Genomic DNA, 23448 nt, shown 5'->3' with positions numbered 1-23448 from the left:
GGGAGGGTTAAAACTCCCCCAGGAATCCCCCGGACTGATGCGCCCATAAATGCGCATACACGCCGTTGAGGGTTAGCAATTCACTGTGAGTTCCTTGTTCGATAATTTGACCTTTATCCAATACGATTAAGCGATCCAGCGCTGCTATAGTGGATAAACGGTGCGCGATCGCAATAACCGTTTTGCCTTGCATCAAGGAATTTAAATTGGTTTGAATTGCCGCTTCTACTTCTGAATCCAGTGCGGAAGTCGCCTCATCCATAATCAAAATCGGTGCGTTTTTAATTAACACGCGCGCAATCGCAATTCGCTGGCGTTGTCCTCCAGATAGTTTTACTCCGCGTTCGCCCACGTGAGCGTCGTAACCTTTGCGGCCTTCGTTATCCACCAGGTTCATAATAAATTCATGCGCTTCTGCTTGTTTAGCGGCACAAATCATTTCTTCTTCAGTGGCATTTGGCTTGCCGTAGAGCAGGTTGTCGCGAATTGAGCGATGCAATAGGGACGTGTCTTGCGTGACCATACCAATTTGCGCGCGCAAGCTTTCCTGTTTTACTTCGGCAATATTTTGCTGATCGATTAATATTGAACCTGAGTCCACATCATAAAAACGCAGCAGCAAATTCACGAGTGTGGATTTTCCTGCGCCCGAGCGCCCCACCAAACCAATTTTTTCGCCTGCATTAATGTGCAGGTTGAAGTCTTGCAGCAACCCAGAGTTTTTGCCGTAGTTAAAATTAACGGCATTAAAATCAATTGCGCTCTGGGTAATTTTTATTTCAGTCGCTGCGGACTGGTCTTGCACTTCACGTGGAATCGACAAGGTATTTAAACCATCGCGTGCGGTACCCATATTTTCAAATAGCGCTGATACTTCCCACATTATCCATTGCGCCATACCGTTTAAGCGCAGTACCAGCCCAATAGCAGCAGCAATAGCACCGGTGGTAATAGCCGCGTTTGACCAGAGCCAAAGTGATGTCGCTGCAATCGAGAATATCAGAATGACACTAATGACCCACACGCTGGTGCCTAACAAAGTGGCAAGACGCATTTGTGGGTGAACTGTAGTGAGGAAATTTTCCATTCCTTTTTTTGCGTAGTCTGCTTCGCGATTAGAGTGGGAAAACAATTTCACGGTGGAGATGTTAGTGTAAGTATCTACGAGTCGGCCAGTCATATCCGAACGAGCATGAGCTTGACGGGTTGAAATTTTGGACAGGCGCGGCAGAAAAATATAAAGCAGACCGCAGTAGGCGATAAACCAAATCACCAGGGGAATCGCGAGTCGCCAATCCAGCGAAACCGCCAACACCAAAATACTGCTGAAATAGACAATGACGTACAGCAGTACATCGAGTAGCTTCATAATGGTCTCGCGCACGGCGAGTGCAGTCTGCATTACCTTGGTGGCAATGCGACCGGCAAATTCGTTTTGATAAAACTGATAGCTCTGACCCAGCAGGTAACGGTGGGCCTGCCAGCGAATACGCATGGGAAAGTTGCCTAGCAGGGTTTGGTGCATTAATAGTGAATGCATCAGTACCGAAACAGGCAATCCAACTAATAAAATGAAACCCATCCAGATTAGTTCCTGGCGGGATTCGGTCCAAAAGCTTTCCGGTGAATGCTTGTTGAGCGAGTCAACCAGATCGCCCAAAAAACCAAATAGCGATACCTCCAAGATGGCAATCAAACCGGTAAATATCGCCATTCCCACCAGATAGGCCTCTGCACCACGGCTGTAGTGGCGGCAGAAGGCGTAGAGCGTTTTGGGCGGGCTGGTGGGTTCCTGAGGAGGGAAGGGCTTAATCAGGCTTTCAAAAAAACGGAACATGGCATACTTCGCTGTATAAAATTCAGGCCAATATTGTAGCAGCTCACACCGCCGGTATCGTGTAACCAAGTGTTAATTTGCAGTGCTACACTGTCGCCCATTATCGGTGGTTAATTGCCAGTTATTGGCAGTAGATTTCGATCAGTTTTTGTTCTCCTTTTGATCAAGAAGCGTGTGCCAGGAAGAGTTTACTATGAAGAATGCGTTAACAGTATTTGGTGCCGGTTGCCTGGGTGGCTTGATAATGTGTGTAGTGATGTGGTTGTTTTGGCGCTATGGCATAACCCAAACGCTAAATGTCAATTTGCCCGGATCGGTATCGCCCCATTGGATGTATCCCCGCATAGTGTGGGGCGGATTGTGGGGGTTCCTATTTTTATTGCCGATTTTTGCCAGTAGTTTGTTTGCTCGCAGCTTTGTGATCGCCTTGGTTCCTACGTTGATTCAACTGTTTGTGTTTTATCCTTTTTATGAAGGCAAAGGTGTGGCGGGTATGTCCTTGGGGATATTGACTCCCTTTCTGGCGTTCTTCTTTTTTTGGGTATGGTCGTTAACAACGGCTATTTCCTTACGTATTTCTTGATCTGTATTTGTTTTTTTGTTGCGTATTTACACAGGTGGATGCGGGTTTATGTTTAGAATTTTTGTTATTTGGTTCAGTTTATTATTGTTGAGCAATCCTGCTGCCGCGCAATTGCTACCCAGTAATACCCATTTAAATGCGCAATCGGTGCAGCGCTGGATGCAATCCAATCGCGATATGGCGCCCATTATGCAAGTGGTTGATGGAATGAATACAACCGATGCAGAGATAAAAGCCTTCGATGCCTTGGCCCCATCAGAACAAGACAAAAAAATTGCCGCGCTCTTGCAAGCAAAACATTTACAAACCTCTGTTGATCCGGTTTTACAAAAGCATGGTTGGAAATCAGTTGGCGAATATATGCGCTTGAGCACCAGATTAGGCAATGCAATTGCAGCTTATTTTTTATTTGGCGATCTCGGAAAAGTGACTGAAGAGCAGGCGAAACAACTCGAAGAAAAAGCGGACCCGGCAGTATTGGCTGTACCGCCCAGTGATATCGAATTTATCAAACGCAATGAAAAAGCCTTGCAGCAATACATTCAGGCGTATGGGGCAGGGCGTGGATAGTGCTAGAGATCTACCCCTGCATCACCATCCTTAAAAAGGCGTGTAAACAGGCGAATAACCCAAAGAAAAAGCTCTACCGGTAATTCAATCACAAGTTCAAGTGCATCGAGCCAAGGGTTGTCGTCGTCGCGTTGACCGCGTTTTTTGCTTGGCCAGAAAAAATACGCAAGTAAAAAGGCAATTATAGCAAATGCCAGCGCTTTCCAGTCGAACGTGGGATTAAACCCATCAAAAAGAAAATACAAGCCGCACCCAAAAAGCAGGAGTGAGATAAGAGCACGTAGCAGTTCCATAAATACTCGCTGGGGAATTGGACTTATGGAGTATAGGAATTACTCGCTATCAACGCAATATTGATAGCGAGTACTGGTGATTAGCGAGAGCCACCGGTCAAGCTGAGATAAACCAGAGTCTGGTTTAGTAATTGATAGGCGACTTCACCAAACGTAATCGGGCCGGTTAGCTCGCGGGTCTTTTTACCTTCCAACTCTGAATACAAATAATTCAGAATGCAGTTACACGAGAAGGAAATATTTTCGCTCGCTGAAGCGGATAATTCTTTGTTGAAGCTTTCAATATAGTTTTCTACTGGCTGGGCAAATCTGTAGCTGATATCGCTAAATACCGGTGCGTACAAATCCACTTTCTGATTGGCTTCATCTACTTGCTGGATACTGACGTTAATCATTACCCCGGAATAATTGGCTACTAATGGCAAGCGGGTATCAATCTTGGCGTATTTTATGTAATCAGCCAAATTGGCCGCTTCACCATTAATAGTGCAGTCGCTTACTGAAAAGCCGGTAGATTTAAATTTAATTTCCGGACCATGCCCTTGATTAAACAAATTCACGATATTGATATTGGCCAATTGATGTGAGGGGAGCGGCACATGCATGGCAACGGCCTGCTGATCAAACAACATGCCGCGCGCAGGTCCAAAGCCCACTTTTGCGGCGCGACTGCCGATATCATCCAGATGCACACCTGAAATCCAACCAACGATAGGTGAAAAATACATGTTGGGGAAATCTGGTGCATTTTGCGCATAGGAAGAATGCACTTCTGACATGGCCGGCAGAATTAAAATCGTGAAGCCGTGTTCGGGAGCTTCCTGGGCAATTCGTGAAATAGAATTAATATCGTATAAGGTGATACGTGGCGCGTTGCTGGGTTGAATCCCTTCAATCGTATTAACAAACACGTGTTCCCTGTCTGCTTTTCCTCCTTCACTGGTCATAAAGTACGGAATAGTTCCGGCAATCCAGTTACCTGAAGGTAGGTCATTCAAAACGCTTTCGTCGGCGGCAATGACGAGGTATTCACCGCGATTGATTTTCTCAACAACCTGGTCGCGTGTGACCAATGCGCTGCGAATACGAATATCAGTTTCTTGTGCCATACAAGCTCTCCTGGCAATTAGTTTGAATAACCGTTGTTAATAACCATGCGCAACTCTTGTTGCATAAAACGTTGATTGTGCTTCATGAAGTCCCGTACGCGTCTTACCGCATTTAATTCGACAACAGGGTCCGGATTCATCAGGATTTGAGAGCGCAAATTGGATAGCAACAACTTATAAGCGATATGTGCACTCGGGATGAAGGTGTCGTCCTTCAGAATACGCTTCCATACATCGCTGTGCTCATCGGGAAGGCTTACCTGATGTTCCTCAGGTGCATTCATGATCTGGTTGATTTGGATTAATTCTTGTTTCAGGTTGCGGGCATTTTTGCGGAAAAATTCGCGCAGTTGATTCAATACTTCCACTCGCACGTTGTTGTCGTTTGTGTTTTGAAAGGCGTGGCGCGAGCGAACCAAAAATAAGTTGAGCGGCATATTGTTAGAGCCGAGATCAATTTTTGCGCTGATTAACTTAAGCCAGATACTATTTTTAAGCGACGGTAAAACCAGTTTGGTAACTGTGCTACGGCGCTCTTCCACGGATTGCTTCTTAGTAGAAAGCGCGCAAATTTGACTAAATTCTGCATCGAGCGAATTGGCGTGGGAGATAAAAAATTTGCGCAATTCATTGACTGAGTCCGATAGTTTGGTTTCTACCTTGGGGTCAATCATGGTGAGTTTCAGTTTGGATAGCAGGAGCTTCAGCGAAAATAGCTGAGTACGCAGGTGAAACTTGTCATAGATCATGCTTTCCCAAATCGGATCGGATTCCATCGGTAAGCAAGTTGCCATGCGATAGGACTCAGGGGTTTTTTCAATATCACCAATAATTTCTTCCACCAGTACTTGTTCAATGCGCAAAGTATTGGCGATGGCATCCGGGCTTAGGCCGCGAATATGGAAGAGTGCAACATGTTGGCGCAGTTCATGGGTGTAATTGCGATTGGCATCGCCGAGAAAACCAGGTTGTAACAAAGAGTCCTTGCTGATACCCGAGCCGCTCATACTTTGATCATAAAAGCTGGAGATGATATGGCAGGCATAGTTGCCAAGACTGGTGTGCATCCAGCGTTTGGCAAAACCTGCGTCAGAAATACGGTTGTTGTTGGTATCCGGGTTTTTCGAGAAAAAGGAAAAGCGCGATTTTTCAACCTGGTAAGACAATTCAATTTGAATAACTCGGTTCTTCTCGTCGATCGCAACGTCCTGTACTGACCATGGCGCATTAATTCCCAAAATCGCCTCAAAGTAATGCTTGGGTTGTTTAACCACTGGATGCTCCTTTGGATGTCAGTTGTTAAATAATTACCTTTTACTTCGATGAAACCTCAGATCAAAGTAGTGTTTGTATCTCATCATTGATAAACAAAAAAGATGGCAATGTTAGCTAACACAATTCCTGTTGTTTTAACATTGTTGGTTGTAGGTGCTCCTGGGTATTACAGGGTTCGCTGTTATTGCAATTCAGCGGCGCGCGATTATGGCGACTCGTGAATATTTTTAATAGCTGTGCGAAGGTGGCATTAAAAAATTTGTCGCTTAAATTATTTTTTTATTTAGTCGTCGAGCGTTCGGCAATTGGTTGATATTTATTCGCTTTGACGCATCAATAATTAATCATATTGTTCTTGTGACTCTTTACAAAAAAACCTGGATTCTAAGTTCTAGCAATAAAAAAAATGCCTGTAATTTAAATTTTCGATTATGAGATCTGGTTCGCGAAAATTAATTTCGGTTATTTTCAGCTCAAAATGACTGTGGAATCTTTGGGGTGCATTTTTCCCCACCGACGCAGAAATCGGTTAATGAGATAATTTTTAAGGATTAAATTATGCAGTTCATTAAGTCCCTGTTACGCGATACATTTTTTAGTTCGGCGCTGTTCAATTCAAAACAACAAAATCAAAAAGTACGTGTGGGCATTATTGGTACCGGAAAAATTGGTGCTGATCTTCTGGCAAAGGTTCAGCGGTCCAATTATTTGGAATGCGTATTGTTTGCTGGTCGCAATCTTGATTCTGCAGGGATGATTTATGCGGCAAAGTTGGGTGTAAAAGTGTCTGATAAAGGTATCAATGCTTTTTTGGAGTCGGGCAATCAATGCGATATCGTATTTGATGCGACTTCAGCAGCATTTCATAAAGAACACGCAAAATTATTTGAAGAGCTTGGGATTCTCGCTATTGATATGACACCCTCGCAAATTGGCGAGTGCTGTGTTCCTGCCTTGGGAATGCAAGAAGCACTGGATCATCGCAATATCAGTATGATTTCGTGCGGTGGTCAGTCTTCGATTCCAGTTGCACAGGTGTTGGCGCGCTGTATTCCCGATGTGAAAAAAATTTCCGTCTCTTCGATTGTCTCGGCCAATTCTATCGGGCCAGGCACTTTGGCTAATATCGAAGAGTATTACCACAACACTAAATCCGGATTACGCAAATACACCGGGGTTGCTGATTTTGAAGTGGCCTTGCATGTGGATGAAGTGAATTTAGAAACCCGGATGTTTACCAGTGTAACCGCCTGGTGTGATGCTGCAGATCTGGATGCGTTGCAAGGGCCGCTCAATGAAATGCTGTTGCGCATTCAGCGCTATGTTCCTGGTTATCGTTTGGAGTCCAGTCCAATGGTTATTGATGGCGGTATACGCATAGATCTGAGTGTTGAAGGTTTGGGCGATTACTTACCTAAATATGCCGGTAATCTGGATATCATCAATTGTGCCGCTATTGCTGTGGCAGAGCACTATGCCCAGGCAGTGGTGGAGGGACGTCAAGTAAAAGAGGCTCCCGTAATGCACAAAGAGTTGCAAATGGAATATTGAGCCCTACCGTCACAAGGAGGTGTTTTCTAGCGATTAAACACCTCCCGCTTCCCTTGTTCGTTTTTTTCACCCGTTCATTTCTCGTCAGTACCTATCCTCTGTTCCAATTTCCCGCTTTGTTGCGGGAGTAGGTCAAATTTGTCTGGCGATAAGCACCGATTTTTTAATAAAAGATAATGCAAAGAAAGGCGACAGCTTTGTCGAACATTTTTACATTGCTGAACTATACTCACCAAGTCTTTCAGATCTTTGCAGACTAAATTGCCGGAATAACAAGAATGAAATACGACCTGGTCGTGATTGGGGCGGGTATTCAGGGGGCTGGCGTTGCTCAAGCGGCGGCGGCGGCGGGTTATTCTGTGCTCGTAGTGGAAAAAACCGCACCTGCTGCGGGTACATCGAGTAAATCCTCCAAGCTGATCCACGGTGGTCTGCGTTATCTTGAGTCGGCCCAATTTGGTCTGGTGCATGAAAGTTTGCATGAGCGAGCGTTGTTGCTGCGCTTGGCTCCGGAGTTGGTGAAGCTAAAGCCGCTTCACATTCCTGTTTATGAGGATTCAACGCGGTCCCCGTTAACGATTCGTGCCGGCTTAAGCCTTTATGCATTCCTGGCCGGGCTTACCAAAGATTCCCTCTTCAGGCAGTTACCCAAAGCACAGTGGTCGGATTTGGCCGGGTTGCGACAGGATAATCTCAAAGCCGTATTTCGCTACTACGAGGCTCAAACCGATGATGCGGCCCTGACGCGCTCGGTATTGCAGTCCGCAGTGTTGCTCGGAGCCGATTTGATGATGCCGGCCCAATTTATTTCCGCTGAGCGCAATGGGCAGTGTTGCAAGGTTGAGATAGAAACAGGCAACAAACATGAGTCGGTTAGTTGTCGGGTGCTGGTGAACTGCGCTGGTCCTTGGGTTCAGGATGTTCTCGCTAAGGTTTCGCCGGCGCTACCGACACCGGGAATTGAACTCGTGCAAGGTAGCCATTTGTTATTGCCTCCGCTGTTGGACCAATATTTTTATCTGGAGGCACCGAGCGATAAGCGCGCCGTATTCGTATTACCCTGGGAGGGGCAGCTGCTAGTCGGAACCACGGAGAAGGTTCATCAAGGCCTGCCAGAGAAAGCGGTTTGCTCCAATGAAGAGCGGGAATATCTCCTGGCTACTTTGCGCCATTACTTTTCCGATTTGGCAATACCAGAAGGGCAGGTTGAGACCTTTGCCGGTTTGCGTGTGTTGCCTAAAAGTGAGAAGCAAGCTTTTTCTCGCCCACGGGAGGTTATGTTTGCAGTAGACGATGAGGCCCATCCGCGCGTGCTGTCGGTGATGGGGGGCAAGTTGACCACCTATCGCGCTACGGCTGAACAGGCGTTGCAGCGGTTGATGCCATCCTTACCTACCAAAGAGCGTCGTGCAGACACTGCCTTGGTATCCTTGCTCCCTGTGCATTGATAATTTGTTTCAAGGGGTTCTCGCCGCTTGGAATTTAAATCGGATTATTTTCATCAATGCCGTTGGTATGAACCCCATCTGCCGCTAAAATGGCGCCCGATTTCCTGCTACCCCAACCAGCGGCCTCCGCTAAGGATTCTCCTGTGAACTTCACCGGTGCCCATATTCTCTCCATTACCCAATTTGAACGTGCCGACATTCAGCGTATTTTCGATGTGGCCGACACTATGGAACCCTATGCCTTGCGTCGCAAAGTCACGCGTGTGCTGGAGGGTGCAATTCTCGGTAACATGTTTTTTGAGCCCAGCACGCGGACCCGCGTAAGTTTTGGGGCTGCATTTAATTTGCTGGGTGGCAATGTGCGTGAAACCACGGGTTTTGAAAGCTCTTCACTCACCAAAGGCGAATCATTATTTGATACTGCGCGTGTGCTGTCCGGTTATAGCGATGTAATTTGTATGCGCCACCCGCATGCAGGTTCGGTGGCGGAATTTGCCGAAGGTAGCCGTGTACCCGTTATCAACGGCGGTGATGGCCCCAATGAGCACCCAACACAAGCCTTGTTGGATCTTTACACCATTCGCAAAGAGTTGCGCTCCAAGGGGCGTGATCTCGATGGCTTACGTATTGCCATGATTGGTGATTTAAAGCACGGCCGTACCGTACACTCATTGTGCAAATTGTTGTGCATATTTAGCAAGGTCAGTGTCACCTTGGTATCGCCCAAAGAATTGGCAATGCCGGAATACATTGTTGAAGAGCTGCGCAAGGTTGGTCACAAGGTAACAATCACTGACGATTTGCCGGCGAGTATTGCCAATATCGATATTGCTTACTCTACGCGCATTCAAGAAGAGCGTTTTGCGAGTAAGGAAGAAGCAGATCAATACCGCGGCCGCTTCCGTTTGAATCAATCGATCTACACCCAATATTGCGAACCCAACACCGTCATTATGCATCCACTCCCGCGCGATTCCCGCGCCGATGCCAATGAACTGGACAACGACCTCAACACCAACCCCAATCTCGCAATCTTCCGTCAAACCGATAACGGTGTGTTAGTGCGCATGGCGCTATTTGCGTTAGTGTTGGATGTGGCTGATCAAGTGGAAAAATATTCCCGCGAAGTGCATTGGTATAACTCGCTACGTTCGAATTAATCCGCAATGTCTGCAAACAAAAAATCCGCTGCCTAACACCAGCGGATTTTTTTTGTGCTAGTGTTTTGCAACACAAGGCTCGCTATCAGTACCGCCTAATGCTTAAACCCCAATCCTGTTGCGGCAGGGTAGTGTTACATAGCGAACGCAGTAATAAGCTGTAATTCTCGCTGGATTTGCGATAGTTTTTAATTGGTTTAAATGGCGTCTGCGGTGAAAATAATTAACGGCAAGCGAACCACAGCCGGGTCCACCGAAGGTAAAGTGTGTGTCCGCTTCTTGGGGCGGGTCTCGCAGGCTGAGCTTGCGAATCGCATCAGTTTCTAAAAGGGGAATGTGCCCAAAGCTGGGAAGGTCAGTCAAATTAACTCGGTAACTAATTAGGATTAATTGTGCCGTATAATTCCATGATTAATTAGGAGTGATAGTTAACCCTTTGTTTAGCATGGGCTAAATCGGTTGAGAGTGCATCCATTTTTTTGGAGTTATACAGCACCACATCAAATTAGTTGGAATAACTTTCTGCGGGTTATATAGTTGGTGCAATCTAATAAACTGTTAGGCAATACAGGAATCAGATATTGTGGCGAATAATCTATTTGATGCTTATATCAAAGGGCCAAACGATATAAAGCAAGCAAAGATCCAAATTCTTATAGCGTGCGGGTTGGTTGGATTTACAATTTTAATAACCGCTGGAATGTATATTTTTTCTTTAGCGTCAGTATTAGAAGGTGAACTAGGAGAATTATTGGACGACCCAACAATTCCAATTACGCTGGCTTTAATGGCAGTGTTTGGTTACTTCACTTATAAAGAAAAAATTTGGGCTGCCGCAATCCTACTTATTAATCACCTACTGGATACATTAGTGCTTGTATCGGGAGCTTCGTTCTCCTTTGGAGCGTTAACACTTATAAAGTTGGTTATTTACATTGGTGCAATTCGAGCAATCATATATATCCATAAGCAAAGCAAACTAAAGGAGCAACAAGCCTAACAAGGTCATCAAGCATCGTTCCGCTTCGCTTCACTGGACCGCCTACGGCGGCCGCCTATAACAACGTTAGGCAAGGAAATATAAATGAGCAATGAAGAAGTCCTTAAGTATGCGGTATTCGCCTTTATTGCCATCTTTTTAATAGCCAATCTACCGGCAAAAAAGAAACCCAAAGAAAAAACGTTTGTGTGTGCTCGTTGCAAAAACGAGTCACCGCACACTGAAAGAACTATTGAAGCTTGGCGTAGAAAAAAGAGTAAGTTTTACTGCAAATCTTGCCATGCAAAATGGGTCGAGTCTCAGCCACGGCAAACGAGGTCAGCCTATGAAACAAGGAGGAGCTCAGGCTCTGGTTGTTTGGGTTTTATTGTAATATTTATTGCTATACCAATAAGCTATTTTATTTTCTAAACTGTATGCCTAACAAGCGACTGTGGTGTCAATAGTTAATTTTTAGCCATGGCACCACTCCTTATTCTCTCTCACCATCGCATTTAAAATTGTTATCAATTTGCGCATGCAGGCAGTAAGCGCAACTTTCTTGTGCTTACCTTTCTAGACCAGCTTTTGTAAAAGTTTTTCATCATTGTGTCACTAACAATCAACTTTGATAACAATTGGAACGATTAACATAAAAGTCTTCTCTCTCGCCCGGCTTCCTGTCAACAATGTTCGCAATTGACTGAAAGTTGCCGAATTGGGCGCTAAAACTGCTAAAATTCGAAAGATAAAACCCACCCCTCTCGCTTTAACAGCAAGGGGGGATGTGCTTTAAATAAAGGAGTTCATTTTCAGTTGTGCTGAGGTAATACGCTTGATGTAAGGTGAAACAAATTTTGTATGGGTGAAATGGATGATTATCATTAGGTTTATTGCTTTGCTGTGGTTTGTTGTGTTCACTTTTAATTCGGTGGCCGAAACTTCTGTCGTTGATGTTGGTGCACATCAAACCCTAAAGGACAGCTTTATCAAGCATTACAATGCAAGTGATTTTAATGCATTGTATTCAATGGCGAGTGAGCCGTATAAACAGCGCGTTGATGAGCAGGAGTTTGTGGCTTGGTTGCAGGAAAGTCGTAACCGTTGTGGTGCAATAAAAAGTAGCCAATTGACGGATGATTTAGACAGCGTCAAATATTTTGCATTAAAGGGCGAGCAACAAACGGTGCGGCTCGAACTCAGTGCGGCATCGGCTACGCAGTTTAACGATGTGAATCTTGTTGTGCTTAATCGCAACTCCGGCTCCGTGTTGGCCAGCAGTAATCCGCGGCGCAGCGCACTTGAAAAGCAGGTTGATACAGCATTGCAAAACTTGAGGCGCGATCCGCGCACGGTGGGTTTTTCAGTCGGTATCTATTACCAGAAAAAATCCTATCTGTTTCACTACGGTACGACGGAACACGACAAAGCGATTCTCCCGACAAACAATACCCGTTATGAAATCGCTTCAATTAGTAAAACCTTTACAGGTACCTTACTGGCGCAGGCGGTAGTGGAAAAGAAGCTGACGCTTGAAGATGATGTTCGCACTTATTTGGCCGGCGATTATAACAATCTGGTATTTGATGGTGAGCCGATTCGCATCAAGCATTTATTGAACCATCGCTCGGGACTGCCCTTGATTTTCCCTGATGAACCGATGATCTTTGCTGATCAAAATTACGAACAAATACCTTATCGCATTATTGCGGCGCGAACAGGCTATACCCGCGAGCGTTTTCTAACGGATTTGCGGGCATTCAAGCTGACAGCAAAACCCGGTAATCAATTCCGTTATTCCAATGTTTCGGCAGATCTGGCGGCGTTGATTCTTGAGCAGCTTTATCAAAAGCCGTTTACACAATTGCTCTCTGAAAAACTGTTTGTGCCTCTGCGTATGAAGAATAGCGAGCTTCAAGTTGTACAAGTAGAGCATCCACAGCTCGCGTTCGGCTACAACGAGAAAGCCAAGGTAATGCCGCGCAATATTGGTATCATCGGTGCAGATGGCAGTATTCGGTCTACAGCGGAAGATCTATTGCGTTATTTACGCTATCACCTTGATGAACGTGACCCGGCAGTGCGCGTGTCGCACACCGCGACTTACGGTGCTTTACCCCGGTATGCGGTCGGGCTCAATTGGCAAATGAAAACAGATTGGCGTAACACCCGCCAATTGTGGCAGAGCGGCGGCTCGTTTGGTTTTAGTTCCTATGCCACACTTATTCCTGAACAGGGTTTGGCGATTGCAATCCTAAGTAACGAGTCTGATCCGCAAGCGCAACAGCGATTGGAATCTGCAGCCCGAGAAATTTATCATCGATTGCGTTAGTCTGTGATTGTGCTCGAACCTACTAAGAAGTTGTGCAGTCCCCGATGTAAATAGCTGTTCTCAAGGTGAATGATAAATGATTCCAACCTCCGCTGTGTTGAGGATTGCTCGGCCTACAGATAATCTGAAAAAAATAACGCAAATGTACATAGATGGGTTGGGTTTTAAGTTACTGGGGAGTTTTGTAGCGCATAATGGTTTTGATGGCTCGATTATTGGGCATGAGAGGCATAGCTATCACTTGGAATTTACTCACCACCAGGGAACGTTTGTAGGTAGAGCACCAACTCAAGATAATTTGTTGGTGTTTTATTTTTCTGATCCTCACCTGTGGTCAGAATGTTGCGACAAGATGCTTGCGGCGGGTTTTGAACCGGTTAACGCCTACAATGATTACTGGGATCAGTTGGGTAAGACGTTTGAAGATATCGATGGTTATCGCGTTGTGTTGCAGAATCGGGAATGGTTGGTTTGATGAAGCGTTAAGTAGGCATAAACCTGCAAGAGATTAAACAAATACGCCCCAAGCGAGTTCGCTTGGGGCGTTTTTGTAAATCAGATTACTTCAAACAAGGTTATTGCAGATAACCTACTTTTTTGCCAAACGAAATTATGTTGCTGCCGTAATCACCACCCCAGCTGTAACCCGTGCGGCGTTCTAATGACATTTGGGTGATGTCATAGAATTTGCTGCCGTCGCGATCGCTGAAGAAGCCGCGGTTGGTGTTCAAATCGTAGAAGCGGTACCACATTTTGCTTCCGGACTTGGGCACGATTGGGTTAGTGGCGGCTTGTGAGGAGTCGTAGGTGTAATCTGCCAGATAGGTTTTCGGGCTATTAAACCAGGTGAGGCCTGCTTTTACGGCGGCTTGAATTTGCGCAGTTTGTGGTTGCGTCATCAGGAAGGCGAGCACGCCGGCGGATTCGCTACCACTTAAAGATTCAAGTTCATAAGCGCGCGCAGGTTTTGGCAAATAATCATTCGCGTCGTGTTGCGCACACCACACCGTTAACACACCATTCTGCTTCCACTGGGATTTCAAAATAAAATCCACACCCTTGGTAACGGCGGTTTTAAATTTCGCACGGTCAGTATCGCTGAATACATCGGTATCGAAAGGGGCGCGTTTGTTTGCGGCGAAATCTAACACAGTGAGCGCGCGAGCCATGGCGTTATCGTTAAAGGTGCCGTGATCTGCGTAGCCGCCTTTTAGGGGATAGAATTGCGGTAATGCGCCAGTCGAGTATTGCGAACTCACAATAAAATTCGCTGCACGACGTACTGCATCGCGATAACTGGTATTGCCACCGGTTTTGTACAACTCAGCGAGATAAACCATTTCTGTGATGGTCGCGCCGTTGTCAATGGTGCCGCTTTCGCTCCCGCCATTACCCGCACTCACAGAGTTGTAATCAATATTTTTGCCCCAGCCGCCGTTAGCAAGTTGGTACGACAAAACGATGGACGCGCGCGCGCTACTCCATTTGCTTTTTGCACCGTTCAACCAACTTACTGTAGGGTTGCCGTCAAAAGTGAGTAGGGTGCCTGTTGCGGTTGAGCTTGCTGCAGAGCTGCTAACACCGCTGGAGCTCGCGCTGGATTTCACCGAAGATGAACTGCTCGCGATAGTGCCGCAAGTGCCTGCACTTGTTTGTGCGCCGTCGATTTTCAAAGAATCAATATTCGCTAAACCGTCGGCGGTTAATGCAGACAGTTTTACGGTGTTATTTCCTTGTATCAAATCGATTTCAATGCTGGCCGTTTGCCAGGTCGTCCAGGCGCCAGTCACCGGTAATTCAACGGTGTAATTACCATTGCTGCCGCCGTTTATTAATAGCGAGCCGTTACGTGGTGCAGTACCACCATTGGCATAACGGAAATTTAACGTGTAACGGCCGCTGCTGGGTGCATTCACAGCCCATTCAATCGCGGCGCCCACAGCGTTATTCGCATTGGTATAACCATTGCCGGTGAAGCCTGTATTGGTACTTTCAGTGGCAATACCGTCAACACGACAGAAGCCTGCTTGTGCTTCTTGAATCGTGAATGAAAAAACACTTGGCGCGCTGCTGCTGGATTTTGAGGTGCTGGTTGCAGCAACCGAGCTGGAAGATTTGCTGCTCGTTGTCATGCTTGATGACGAGGAAGTGCTGGATTTTATTGAACTGGCAACGCTGCTGGCGGTTGATGACGCGGGTGTTGATGAGGTACTCGCACCACACAAAGTTCCATTCACTTTAGGTGCCCCCGCCGTACCATTCGCCTGAAAACCAAAACTCGCGGACGCTTTGGGAGCGAGTGTGCCATTCCAGCTTAAGGATGCAGCAGTGTAGGGATTTGATCCGCTCAGGGTTGCGTTCCAGGCATTGGTAATGGTCGCCGCCGATTCCTGCCAGGATACCGACCAGATATTTACGGTTGCGCTGGAATCGTTAGTGACTTTAATTTCTCCCGTAAAGCCGGAACCCCAATTGTTGGTGACAGTGTAAGTACAACCTGCCCATGCGGTTGAACTCATTGCCAGGCTTACGCCAACGGCAAGGCAAGTGCGCTGTAGCAATTTCTGAGTTTTAGAAATAGAGCGGTAGTTTTTCATAGTCTTTCCTGTAAATATTTTTATACGTTATTAAGCATTTAATTATCGAGCCATAGACGATGGCTCGATAATATTTTTCACCAATTTCAAATAAATGCGTTTCAAGTGATTACTTGCTTTCGCCGTTATTTGCTTTAACGGTTATTTGTTGCAACTGCTATTTACTGTAACTGGGTGTCCATGATCCAAAAATATTGCTAATGGTATAAGTCGCTGCTTGTGCGGCGGTAAGTTGTTTGGATTGCGGCGCGCGCGCCGAAGGATTTGCTCCTGCACCTGTCGTCAGGTACTCGGAGAAGCGTGCAGTATCCAGCGTGTTTTCGCTCATCTTCACCCAGCCGACCGCCGAAATATGTTGGCCGAGTTCCGTGCGAATGTAGGTGGCTGCGCCGTAAGGTCTCCAATTGCGACCTAAGGCAACTGAGCCTTTTGCTACGCTGGATACAGCAGTGACCTTGCCGCCGAGGAACACCAATCCGTAAGGTACCGTTTGTTCAGTGCTCGGCGCCGTTAATGCAGAACCGCCGCCCACACTGTGAATCACGTTATTTTCAAACACAGCCGTTGCTGCACCGAAAATAAAATCCACCGTGCCTTGGATGTGGCAATTGCGGTAATACTGGGTGCCGCTGTGGGTATAGAGCGTGTCTTGATTGCCGAGCAAGCGGCAATTGCGGAATTGTAAACGCTGGCCTTGCGCGAGTAAGGCAACGGCTTGTGAGCCGACACCAAATGAATTTTCGATGGTGATATTTTCCATCGAAATATCATTTGCTTTAATCGTTACGCTTGCACTGCCTGATGTTCCAATCGCCGTACCACTGGAATTTAATGTGCTGGCGCCATCGTTGTAAGTCAAAATGGTGGACGCTTCTTTACCCGTTTGTCCGCAGAAAGTCACAAAGGGTTTTGTTACCAATAATTTTTCGCGATAGGTGCCCGGCTTAATACGAATTTGGGTGGGCGTTGTGTTGGAGCTGGAAATTGTATTCAGTGCGCTGGCAACTGTTTTGTAAGTCGCTGAACCATCGGCAGCCACTTGCAAAATCGGCTGATTGGTAACGCTGTTGCAATCGGTAGTGGTGGGTGTGGTCGTAGGGCAGGCTGCCGGTGTAATGCCATTGCCGGTTACTTTGAGGTTATCAATATTCGCTAAACCATCGGCGGTCTCTGCCACCAGTTTGATACTGTTGGTTCCGGCTGTTAATGGAATATCCACACTGGCTGTTTGCCATTGAGTCCACACACTGTTGGTGGGGAAATCCAGGGTTTTAATCTGTACATCGTTCACTACGACTGTCGCGCGACGCGCGCCTGCACCACCGTTGCCAAAACGAATTTGTGCAGCATAAGTTTTTGCACTGGCGGCAGTTACACTCCAGGTAATAGATGCACCGATTGCATTTTCGCTATCGATAAATCCGGTGCCGGTATGGCCGGTGTGTTTAGTGTCGATTACGCCAGAGTTATTGCAAAATCCCACCGCGCTTTCTTCAAATACCCAGCTGCTTTCAGCTGGCGCTGACGAGGCGACGGATGAAGAACTTTTGCTGGAGCTAACCGCCACACTGCTTTTACTACTTGAACTGGTAATTGCAGCGCTAGCACTTGATTTGGAGGTTGTTGCGGTAGATGTCGCTGCTGCAGAAGATGTTGTTGTACCACACAAACTGCCACTGACTTTTGGTGCGCCTGCGGTGCCATTCGCTTGAAAACCAAAGGTTGCGGATGCGCCAGGAGCCAGGGTGGCGTTCCAGCTTAATGCGGTTGCCGTGTAGGGGTTGGATCCACTGAGAGTGGCATTCCATGCGTTAGTGACCGATGCATTGGCTTCCTGCCAGGACACTGACCAGTTATTTACCGTTGCTGCGGTGTCATTAGTAACTTTGATTTCTCCGGTAAATCCACCGCCCCAATTATTAGTGACTGTGTAGGTACAGGTTGCCAAGGCTTGCTGGTTGCTTGCCAGCAGCAGTGCCGTGGTCAGCGCGGAGTATTTAAGAATGTTGAGGTAGTTTTTGGGTGTAGTGGATGAATTCATAGAGTTCCCGCTATTTTTTGTTTATTAGACACAGGCATACCGCCTCGGCCCGGATGGGCAGGCAAAGCATGCAAATTCATACCAGATCTATGTGATCACTTCGGTACAGGTGAACTTCAGGGGTGGCTATTCCAACGCCATTGCCGAATTGTCGTGCTAATTATTATTTTGAAAACTACGTCATATATGAAACGGCAGCTTATCATATTTTTATAATAATAATATTAAATGGCGCCCAATTCTCTTGAATAGAAGTAGTTCTATAGCCTTCTTTTGGTTAAGGCTTGTGTTGGTTAGGCCTGTAGCACGCGGGGAAGGTCAAATTCCCTGCCTATAGCTTGTATCGAAATCGTTGGAATCAATTTCGTTTTGTTGCAGGGCGCCAAAAAATCGTCGGCTCTCCACTCTTGGAATCCTATTGTCGCCGAGAGGAATATGTCAGGGAAGATGTGGGAAGGGACTATGAGCTACTACCCAGCAAATTTTTGCCAAACAACCGTTTAACTCTGGATTGAGGATAATTGGCTGATGTCAGTGATATTTTTAAATTCTTGTTTGTTATCTAAGGATGGTAACCATGTTTTATTGGTTTCAAACATTGTTCTTTAAATTTAGCCAGTAAAAATAATCACATAGAAATGTGATGTTGGTACTTAGGAGTGGTTTTTTAATAAAAATTATGTCGTTTAAAAGCGTGCCCTTAACGGATTTAGATGCAGTTACTTTGTTAGTCTTGATCGCAGCGTAGGGTTCCGAATTGCGCTATTAAAATAATAATTAGACTTCCCATGAAAATCAGAAACTGAAATACACAATAACAGTTGTTCAAATTTACGATTTCTATTTATTTCTCAAAAAGGAATGTTTCAATGTATCTATCATTCTTGCGATTAGCTATTGTCTTTTTTCTCTTTTTAAGTTCAGTTGTACAGGCATTTGAAGTGCAATATATGCCGTTTGTGCGGGAATCAGTAAACCCGCAGATTCAGGCAGAAATTCGGGTGAAAAATAATGAAAATAAAGATTTTCCGCTTGCTAATCTAAAAATTGTCTATAAGTATGTTAAAGAAGGATCTTCTCCATTAGTTGGTACAGTGGATCAATCCTCGGTTGTTGGTATCAATTACAGTAGCTATCGGTCAATAAATAGTGATATTTATTTCGAGTTTACTGATCAGGAAATTGTCATTCGTTTCAAGCCTGGCGCAGGTACACTGAAAGATAAGGACTACGTTTCAGTTCAATTCCGTGTAAGCAAACAGGATTGGTCTAATCATAACCAAAGTAATGATCCTTCGTTCAATGGTGCAATCACTTCCCTCACTTCAGTGTCCACGATTTCCGTTATAGATACGAGCGCTGCTACTGCCAGTGTTAGCGGCCAAGTTAAAACCTTCAACGGTGAATATTTGAGTAATGCCACAGTAAAAATTGGCCAACTCACCAGAACTACAGATGCTCGAGGGCGTTTCTCTGTGCAGGTACCAATGGCAGCACAGTATGCGGTGAGTGTGTCCGCAAATGGTTATGCTAGTACTCATCGGATTTACAAAAGCAGCAAAAATCAGGTTTCTGTCGTTGAAAAGCTATTGCCAGTTGATACGACTGAAATAATTAATCCTGCGGTGACGAATACGGTAAGTACGCTCGATGGTGCATCGGTAACTTTTCCAGTAATGAGTGGTATTACTGAAAATTTGTCGGTGTCTATAACAAGTATCAGCGCGGCAACTCGAGAGATTGCCTCGGCACCAGGCAATTTTTCGGCTGTTGATAAAAATGGTGCTGCTGTTGAATTGATTAGTCAGGGAATGTTGGATGTTGTTGTGCGCGGAGTGACATCAGGAAATATTTACTCTCTGCAGAACAAGGGGCCGTTCACTATTCGCATTCCGGCTTCCAGACCACAAAAAGCGACATCTACCCAACCATTATGGTTCTATGATGAAACGTTGGGTAAGTGGAAAGAGGAAGGCGTGGCTACATTGACCAACGGTATTTATGTTGGCAGTGTTACCCATTTTACAACGTGGAATGTTGACGAGCCAGTTTGTTACACCAATCAAACTTGTGGTTGCATCAACGGTTTTGTTATTGATGATTCAATTAGAGTCGCGGGTAAAACCTACTATTACACTATTACTGCTGAATCAGATGGACGTACTGATGTACAAACCAATGTTGTATTGAATGGCAGTGCTGATTCATCACCCAATTTTACAATTTTGAATATTCCCAAGGTTTCAACAAAAGTCACCGTGACCAACCAAACAACTGGTTGGAGCCAAACTTACACCGATATAGTTCAGGGCCCAAGTCCAAGCGCATGTTCGAATTTTGATTTCTTAATGGTACAAACTCTGATTCCGATTACCGGATCAATAGGGGATGCCTGTACAAGCGCGTCGATATCCAATGCCACCGTGAGTCTATTCAGTGCTAGCGGGGATTTAATTCAGGAGGTAACAACTGCAGTGGATGGAACCTATCGTTTTGATGCCGCGCAAAACACTGATTACTACGTGACTGTCGCTAAATCTGGTTACAAAACTGTGAAATATGAGAGCATTAATATCGCAACTGAAACCTCTCGATCGCTGGCGAAAATTCTGTTAACACCTGATGCAACTGGTTCTGTGATCACGAGTGGAACGGTTATCAATGCGCTCACGGGTAGTATCGTAGCTACTGCTAACTTGGAGGTACGAGCCGGTCTCAATAACTATTCCGGGGCGGTAATAGCTACAGGAACCACGAACGCTACAGGAAATTTCAGTTTCACTTTGCCGGTAGGTGGATACACTGTTACTGCTACTGCTTCCAATATGGGCACAGCCTATGTTGATCTTTACGCACTCGCCTGCAAGGTTAATCAAACACAAGTTGCTCTACCACCCAAGCAAAGAGATATTAGCGTTATTCTGCGTTGGGGTTCGTCACCGGCGGACCTGGATGCTCACCTGACGGGCCCGATAGCAGGCGGTACATCCAGATATCATGTTTACTATTCACAAATAGAAGTCGTTGGTGAAGCAAAATTGGATCTTGATGACACCGATGGAATAGGGCCTGAGACCATTAATATTAAAAAGCAAATGATAAATGGTAATTACGTTTATTCAGTGCATAACTACTCCGCAGTAAATACCACTAATAGTACGGCGCTTTCCGCTTCTCAGGCGACGGTAGATATTTACGCTAATGGAATACATGTCCAGAGCTATTCTGTACCTACTGGCCAAACCGGGAACTTGTGGACAGTTTTTCAAATGGTGAATGGAATGCTTATACCGATAAATACCATCACCAACACAACCCAGCCCGCCAATATCCAATAGTAAATTATTCCTACCCGTGGAAATCTGTAGGTTCAGATTTCCACAGGTTTTTATTGCATTTTTTGGAGGGATTCGTCATGTAAAAAATTTCTATTCCTTGAAAACATTCCTTTACCACACTTATTGATAAGGATTTTTTTATGAAAAAGTTGTTTTCTTTTGTACTAATTTCATTGGTTACGCCCGCAGTTTTAGCACAATCTTGTCCTGCCGGGTTGGTCGTGGCAGATGATTCAATTGCCTCCGCACATATAGAAAACATGCTGGCGCAGGAAGAGGCGGCAGCTATTAAAGAAGAGATGGAGCAAGATGCATTGGATTTTAAAGCCATTAAATCCGATGAAGTTTTCAGGCTTGATTTTGATGCATTATCGAATGGTTTTTTTAAGGATTCGTCATCTCGGCCGATAACTGTAAATTACACTGGGACTGCGAGCCAATCGTTGGTGTCGGGTGTTGCAGGAAGCTCTATAGCAAAAACGCCGACCTCTGGAAAATTAACTGCATCACCTGTTCCTATTACATTAAATGATGCTGATGGGGCTTCCATTTCTTTATGGTTTAAAACCAATAAAACTAACTCCATGACTTTGCTGGATAATCGTACGGCAGCGACCAACGGAGTAGGGGTATCGTTAAATTACTATAATGGCGGCGTCATGTTGACAGTGGCTTGTGGTGCTAACGGAGCTAGAAATTACCAGTCAACGCCAACATCTCCGCTTACCGACAATAGTTGGCAGCATGTTGCGGTAAATATTACTAACAAGGTAACTATTTTTGTAAATGGAACCCCATCACAGGCGTTTGACATATCCTGGTGTACTGCACCGCTTGCGGGAAGTAGCACACTCAATATCGGTGAAAATAATTTTTGGGCTCACTGGGCATTTACTGGTTCGATTGACGAAGTACGAGTCAATAGCAGCGTCTATACAGAAGATCAGTTGCTGGATCAGACCAGTGTATCCAGATTGGGAGCGAGAAGTGTTCCTGGTTCAGCTATCACCGTGACGCCAGAATATTGCAACGTCGATGTTGATTACTCAATTCCTAATGCCTATGTCCACTATGACAATTATGTTATTTGCTTGAAAAAATCAGCTAACACGATACCGGGTGTTAATGATCAGGTGTGTGATATTTTGGCATTAAAAATTGAGTCAACAAACCCTAGTTCAAGCGGCTCTTCGGATCATTCGCTGGATGGATTGGAGGATGAGACTACGTACAATCTTGCCATTGCTGGCGTTGTGGATGACTGCTTTACGGATGTTAATGATATAGATTTTGATGGCAACAAAACTGAAACTATTTGCCAGTCTAAATATGAGGAAATTAATGAATTAAAAACAACATTCACTACTAAAAAAAGCAATTATTCAAACAGCATTTCTGTAGAAAATGTAACGTCCAATAAAGTGACTGTAAAATGGACCCAGGAGTGCGGTGTTCCGAATATTGGTTTATGTGTTAAAAAGAAAGGTTTTTGGCGAGATGTTGGGGAGTGCAATACTTCAAATCGAACCTATATTGATGCTACTACCTCTGATCCTAATCTAGTGTTAATTGATGGGGTTAATAGCGGAAAGTACACGTTTTGCGGCCTTAAGGCATCCACCACTTATTACGCCAAAGGTTGGTTGAGTAATCAGCGTGGTTACGAAAATCGGCTGAGCGACAGTTTGCGTTGGCCGAAATTTAAAACAAAAAGTGCAAGTTCAACGTTTAAGGTTGATGTTTCAAAGTCTAGTAATTCCATTACCTTAACCTGGAAAACTGACCAACAGTTTGATAGCTATAAAGTGTGTAGGAAGCCTTCATGGAACTTTAGTGATACCTGTGATTTTGACTATGTCATGGTTCCTGGTAATACGAGCTCCTCCGGAATTACTACCTATAGCCACACTTTTGTTGGGCTACAAAAGAATAAGAAATACAAACTGAAAATTTACGGAGAGTCTACCACGTGTGGTGGTGCCAAGCCCGTGAAGTTATGGAAGGACAAAGTAAAAACTAATAAGAGATAAGCTAAAAATTAGTAATTGCAGTTGTGGCTAGAAGAACGAGGACTTTTCTATTGAGAAATCCTCGTTTTTTTCTATGGTTAGTACGACGGTTGGGCTTATTTTAAAAATAAGCACGCTTGTTCTGACCGGCTACAATCCATGCAGTGTAATTAAGTTATGCTGGAGCGCTACTATTAACTAGAGCAAGTAGTCGGTTCTGGATAGCAAGTGAATGCCATTGCTGATGAGCGTAGGGACTTCCCTGAAAGGCGGTAATTTGCAATTTTGAAAACTACGTCATATATGAAACGGCAGCTTATCATATT

General features: G+C 45.2%; 17 protein-coding genes. 11 read left to right on the top strand and 6 right to left on the bottom strand.

Annotated elements, in window-relative coordinates; all coding sequences use genetic code 11:
* Positions 1–7 precede the first annotated feature (7 nt).
* Positions 8–1837: an ABC transporter ATP-binding protein gene (locus D0C16_RS06425; protein WP_151031547.1), complete on the bottom strand. Its 1830-nt coding sequence runs from the start codon at positions 1835–1837 to the stop codon at positions 8–10.
* A 193-nt stretch (positions 1838–2030) separates the two neighbouring features.
* Between D0C16_RS06425 and D0C16_RS06420 the strand changes: the two genes are divergently transcribed.
* Entirely contained in the window at positions 2031–2420 is a 390-nt protein-coding gene (locus D0C16_RS06420) for a hypothetical protein (RefSeq protein ID WP_151031546.1), read from the top strand.
* Positions 2421–2468: 48 nt separating this feature from the next.
* Complete coding sequence (locus D0C16_RS06415) at positions 2469–2990, top strand: hypothetical protein (protein WP_151031545.1); 522 nt, start codon at positions 2469–2471, stop codon at positions 2988–2990.
* Between the two features lie 2 nt (positions 2991–2992).
* On the opposite strand, the gene D0C16_RS06410 is transcribed toward D0C16_RS06415, so the two are convergent.
* The 3 genes from D0C16_RS06410 to D0C16_RS06400 all read right to left on the bottom strand — a co-directional run bounded on the left by D0C16_RS06410 (position 2993) and on the right by D0C16_RS06400 (position 5666).
* Complete coding sequence (locus D0C16_RS06410) at positions 2993–3283, bottom strand: hypothetical protein (protein ID WP_151031544.1); 291 nt, start codon at positions 3281–3283, stop codon at positions 2993–2995.
* An 80-nt stretch (positions 3284–3363) separates the two neighbouring features.
* The gene (locus D0C16_RS06405; protein ID WP_151031543.1) at positions 3364–4392 is read right to left on the bottom strand and encodes a hypothetical protein; all 1029 of its coding nucleotides are present in this window, start codon (positions 4390–4392) and stop codon (positions 3364–3366) included.
* 17 nt (positions 4393–4409) lie between these two features.
* Positions 4410–5666: a hypothetical protein gene (locus tag D0C16_RS06400; RefSeq protein ID WP_151031542.1), complete on the bottom strand. Its 1257-nt coding sequence runs from the start codon at positions 5664–5666 to the stop codon at positions 4410–4412.
* A gap of 559 nt (positions 5667–6225) precedes the next feature.
* Between D0C16_RS06400 and D0C16_RS06395 the strand changes: the two genes are divergently transcribed.
* The 7 genes from D0C16_RS06395 (at position 6226) to D0C16_RS06360 (ending at position 13612) form a co-directional block, all read left to right on the top strand.
* The gene (locus D0C16_RS06395; RefSeq protein ID WP_151031541.1) at positions 6226–7218 is read left to right on the top strand and encodes an acetylating acetaldehyde dehydrogenase; all 993 of its coding nucleotides are present in this window, start codon (positions 6226–6228) and stop codon (positions 7216–7218) included.
* Positions 7219–7496: 278 nt separating this feature from the next.
* Positions 7497–8666 carry a glycerol-3-phosphate dehydrogenase/oxidase gene (locus D0C16_RS06390; protein ID WP_151031540.1) on the top strand — a complete coding sequence of 390 codons (1170 nt, stop codon included), beginning with the start codon at positions 7497–7499 and terminating at the stop codon, positions 8664–8666.
* A gap of 143 nt (positions 8667–8809) precedes the next feature.
* A complete protein-coding gene (locus tag D0C16_RS06385) occupies positions 8810–9826 on the top strand; it encodes an aspartate carbamoyltransferase (RefSeq protein WP_151031539.1) in 1017 nt (338 codons plus the stop codon).
* A 583-nt stretch (positions 9827–10409) separates the two neighbouring features.
* Complete coding sequence (locus D0C16_RS06380; protein ID WP_151031538.1) at positions 10410–10826, top strand: hypothetical protein; 417 nt, start codon at positions 10410–10412, stop codon at positions 10824–10826.
* Positions 10827–10910: 84 nt separating this feature from the next.
* The gene (locus D0C16_RS06375) at positions 10911–11237 is read left to right on the top strand and encodes a hypothetical protein (RefSeq protein WP_151031537.1); all 327 of its coding nucleotides are present in this window, start codon (positions 10911–10913) and stop codon (positions 11235–11237) included.
* Between the two features lie 442 nt (positions 11238–11679).
* Entirely contained in the window at positions 11680–13137 is a 1458-nt protein-coding gene (locus tag D0C16_RS06365) for a serine hydrolase (protein WP_151031536.1), read from the top strand.
* Positions 13138–13213: 76 nt separating this feature from the next.
* Positions 13214–13612, top strand: coding sequence for a VOC family protein (locus D0C16_RS06360; protein WP_151031535.1), 399 nt, complete (start codon positions 13214–13216; stop codon positions 13610–13612).
* A 100-nt stretch (positions 13613–13712) separates the two neighbouring features.
* Here D0C16_RS06360 and pelA read toward each other — a convergent pair whose 3' ends face one another.
* Together pelA and D0C16_RS06350 are read right to left on the bottom strand one after the other, a co-directional pair.
* A complete protein-coding gene (gene pelA / locus D0C16_RS06355) occupies positions 13713–15734 on the bottom strand; it encodes a pectate lyase (RefSeq protein WP_151031534.1) in 2022 nt (673 codons plus the stop codon).
* Positions 15735–15891: 157 nt separating this feature from the next.
* On the bottom strand, positions 15892–17775 hold the full coding sequence (locus D0C16_RS06350) for a pectinesterase family protein (RefSeq protein WP_151031533.1): 1884 nt from the start codon (positions 17773–17775) through the stop codon (positions 15892–15894).
* Positions 17776–18596: 821 nt separating this feature from the next.
* On the opposite strand from D0C16_RS06350, the gene D0C16_RS06345 reads away from it, so the two are divergent.
* Positions 18597–21113 carry a carboxypeptidase regulatory-like domain-containing protein gene (locus tag D0C16_RS06345; protein ID WP_151031532.1) on the top strand — a complete coding sequence of 839 codons (2517 nt, stop codon included), beginning with the start codon at positions 18597–18599 and terminating at the stop codon, positions 21111–21113.
* Positions 21114–21253: 140 nt separating this feature from the next.
* A complete protein-coding gene (locus D0C16_RS06340; RefSeq protein WP_151031531.1) occupies positions 21254–23143 on the top strand; it encodes a LamG-like jellyroll fold domain-containing protein in 1890 nt (629 codons plus the stop codon).
* Positions 23144–23448: the final 305 nt, after the last annotated feature.

Source organism: Cellvibrio sp. KY-GH-1, from assembly GCF_008806975.1.
Lineage (GTDB): Bacteria > Pseudomonadota > Gammaproteobacteria > Pseudomonadales > Cellvibrionaceae > Cellvibrio.
This window is presented reverse-complemented; position numbering and strand designations above follow the sequence as displayed.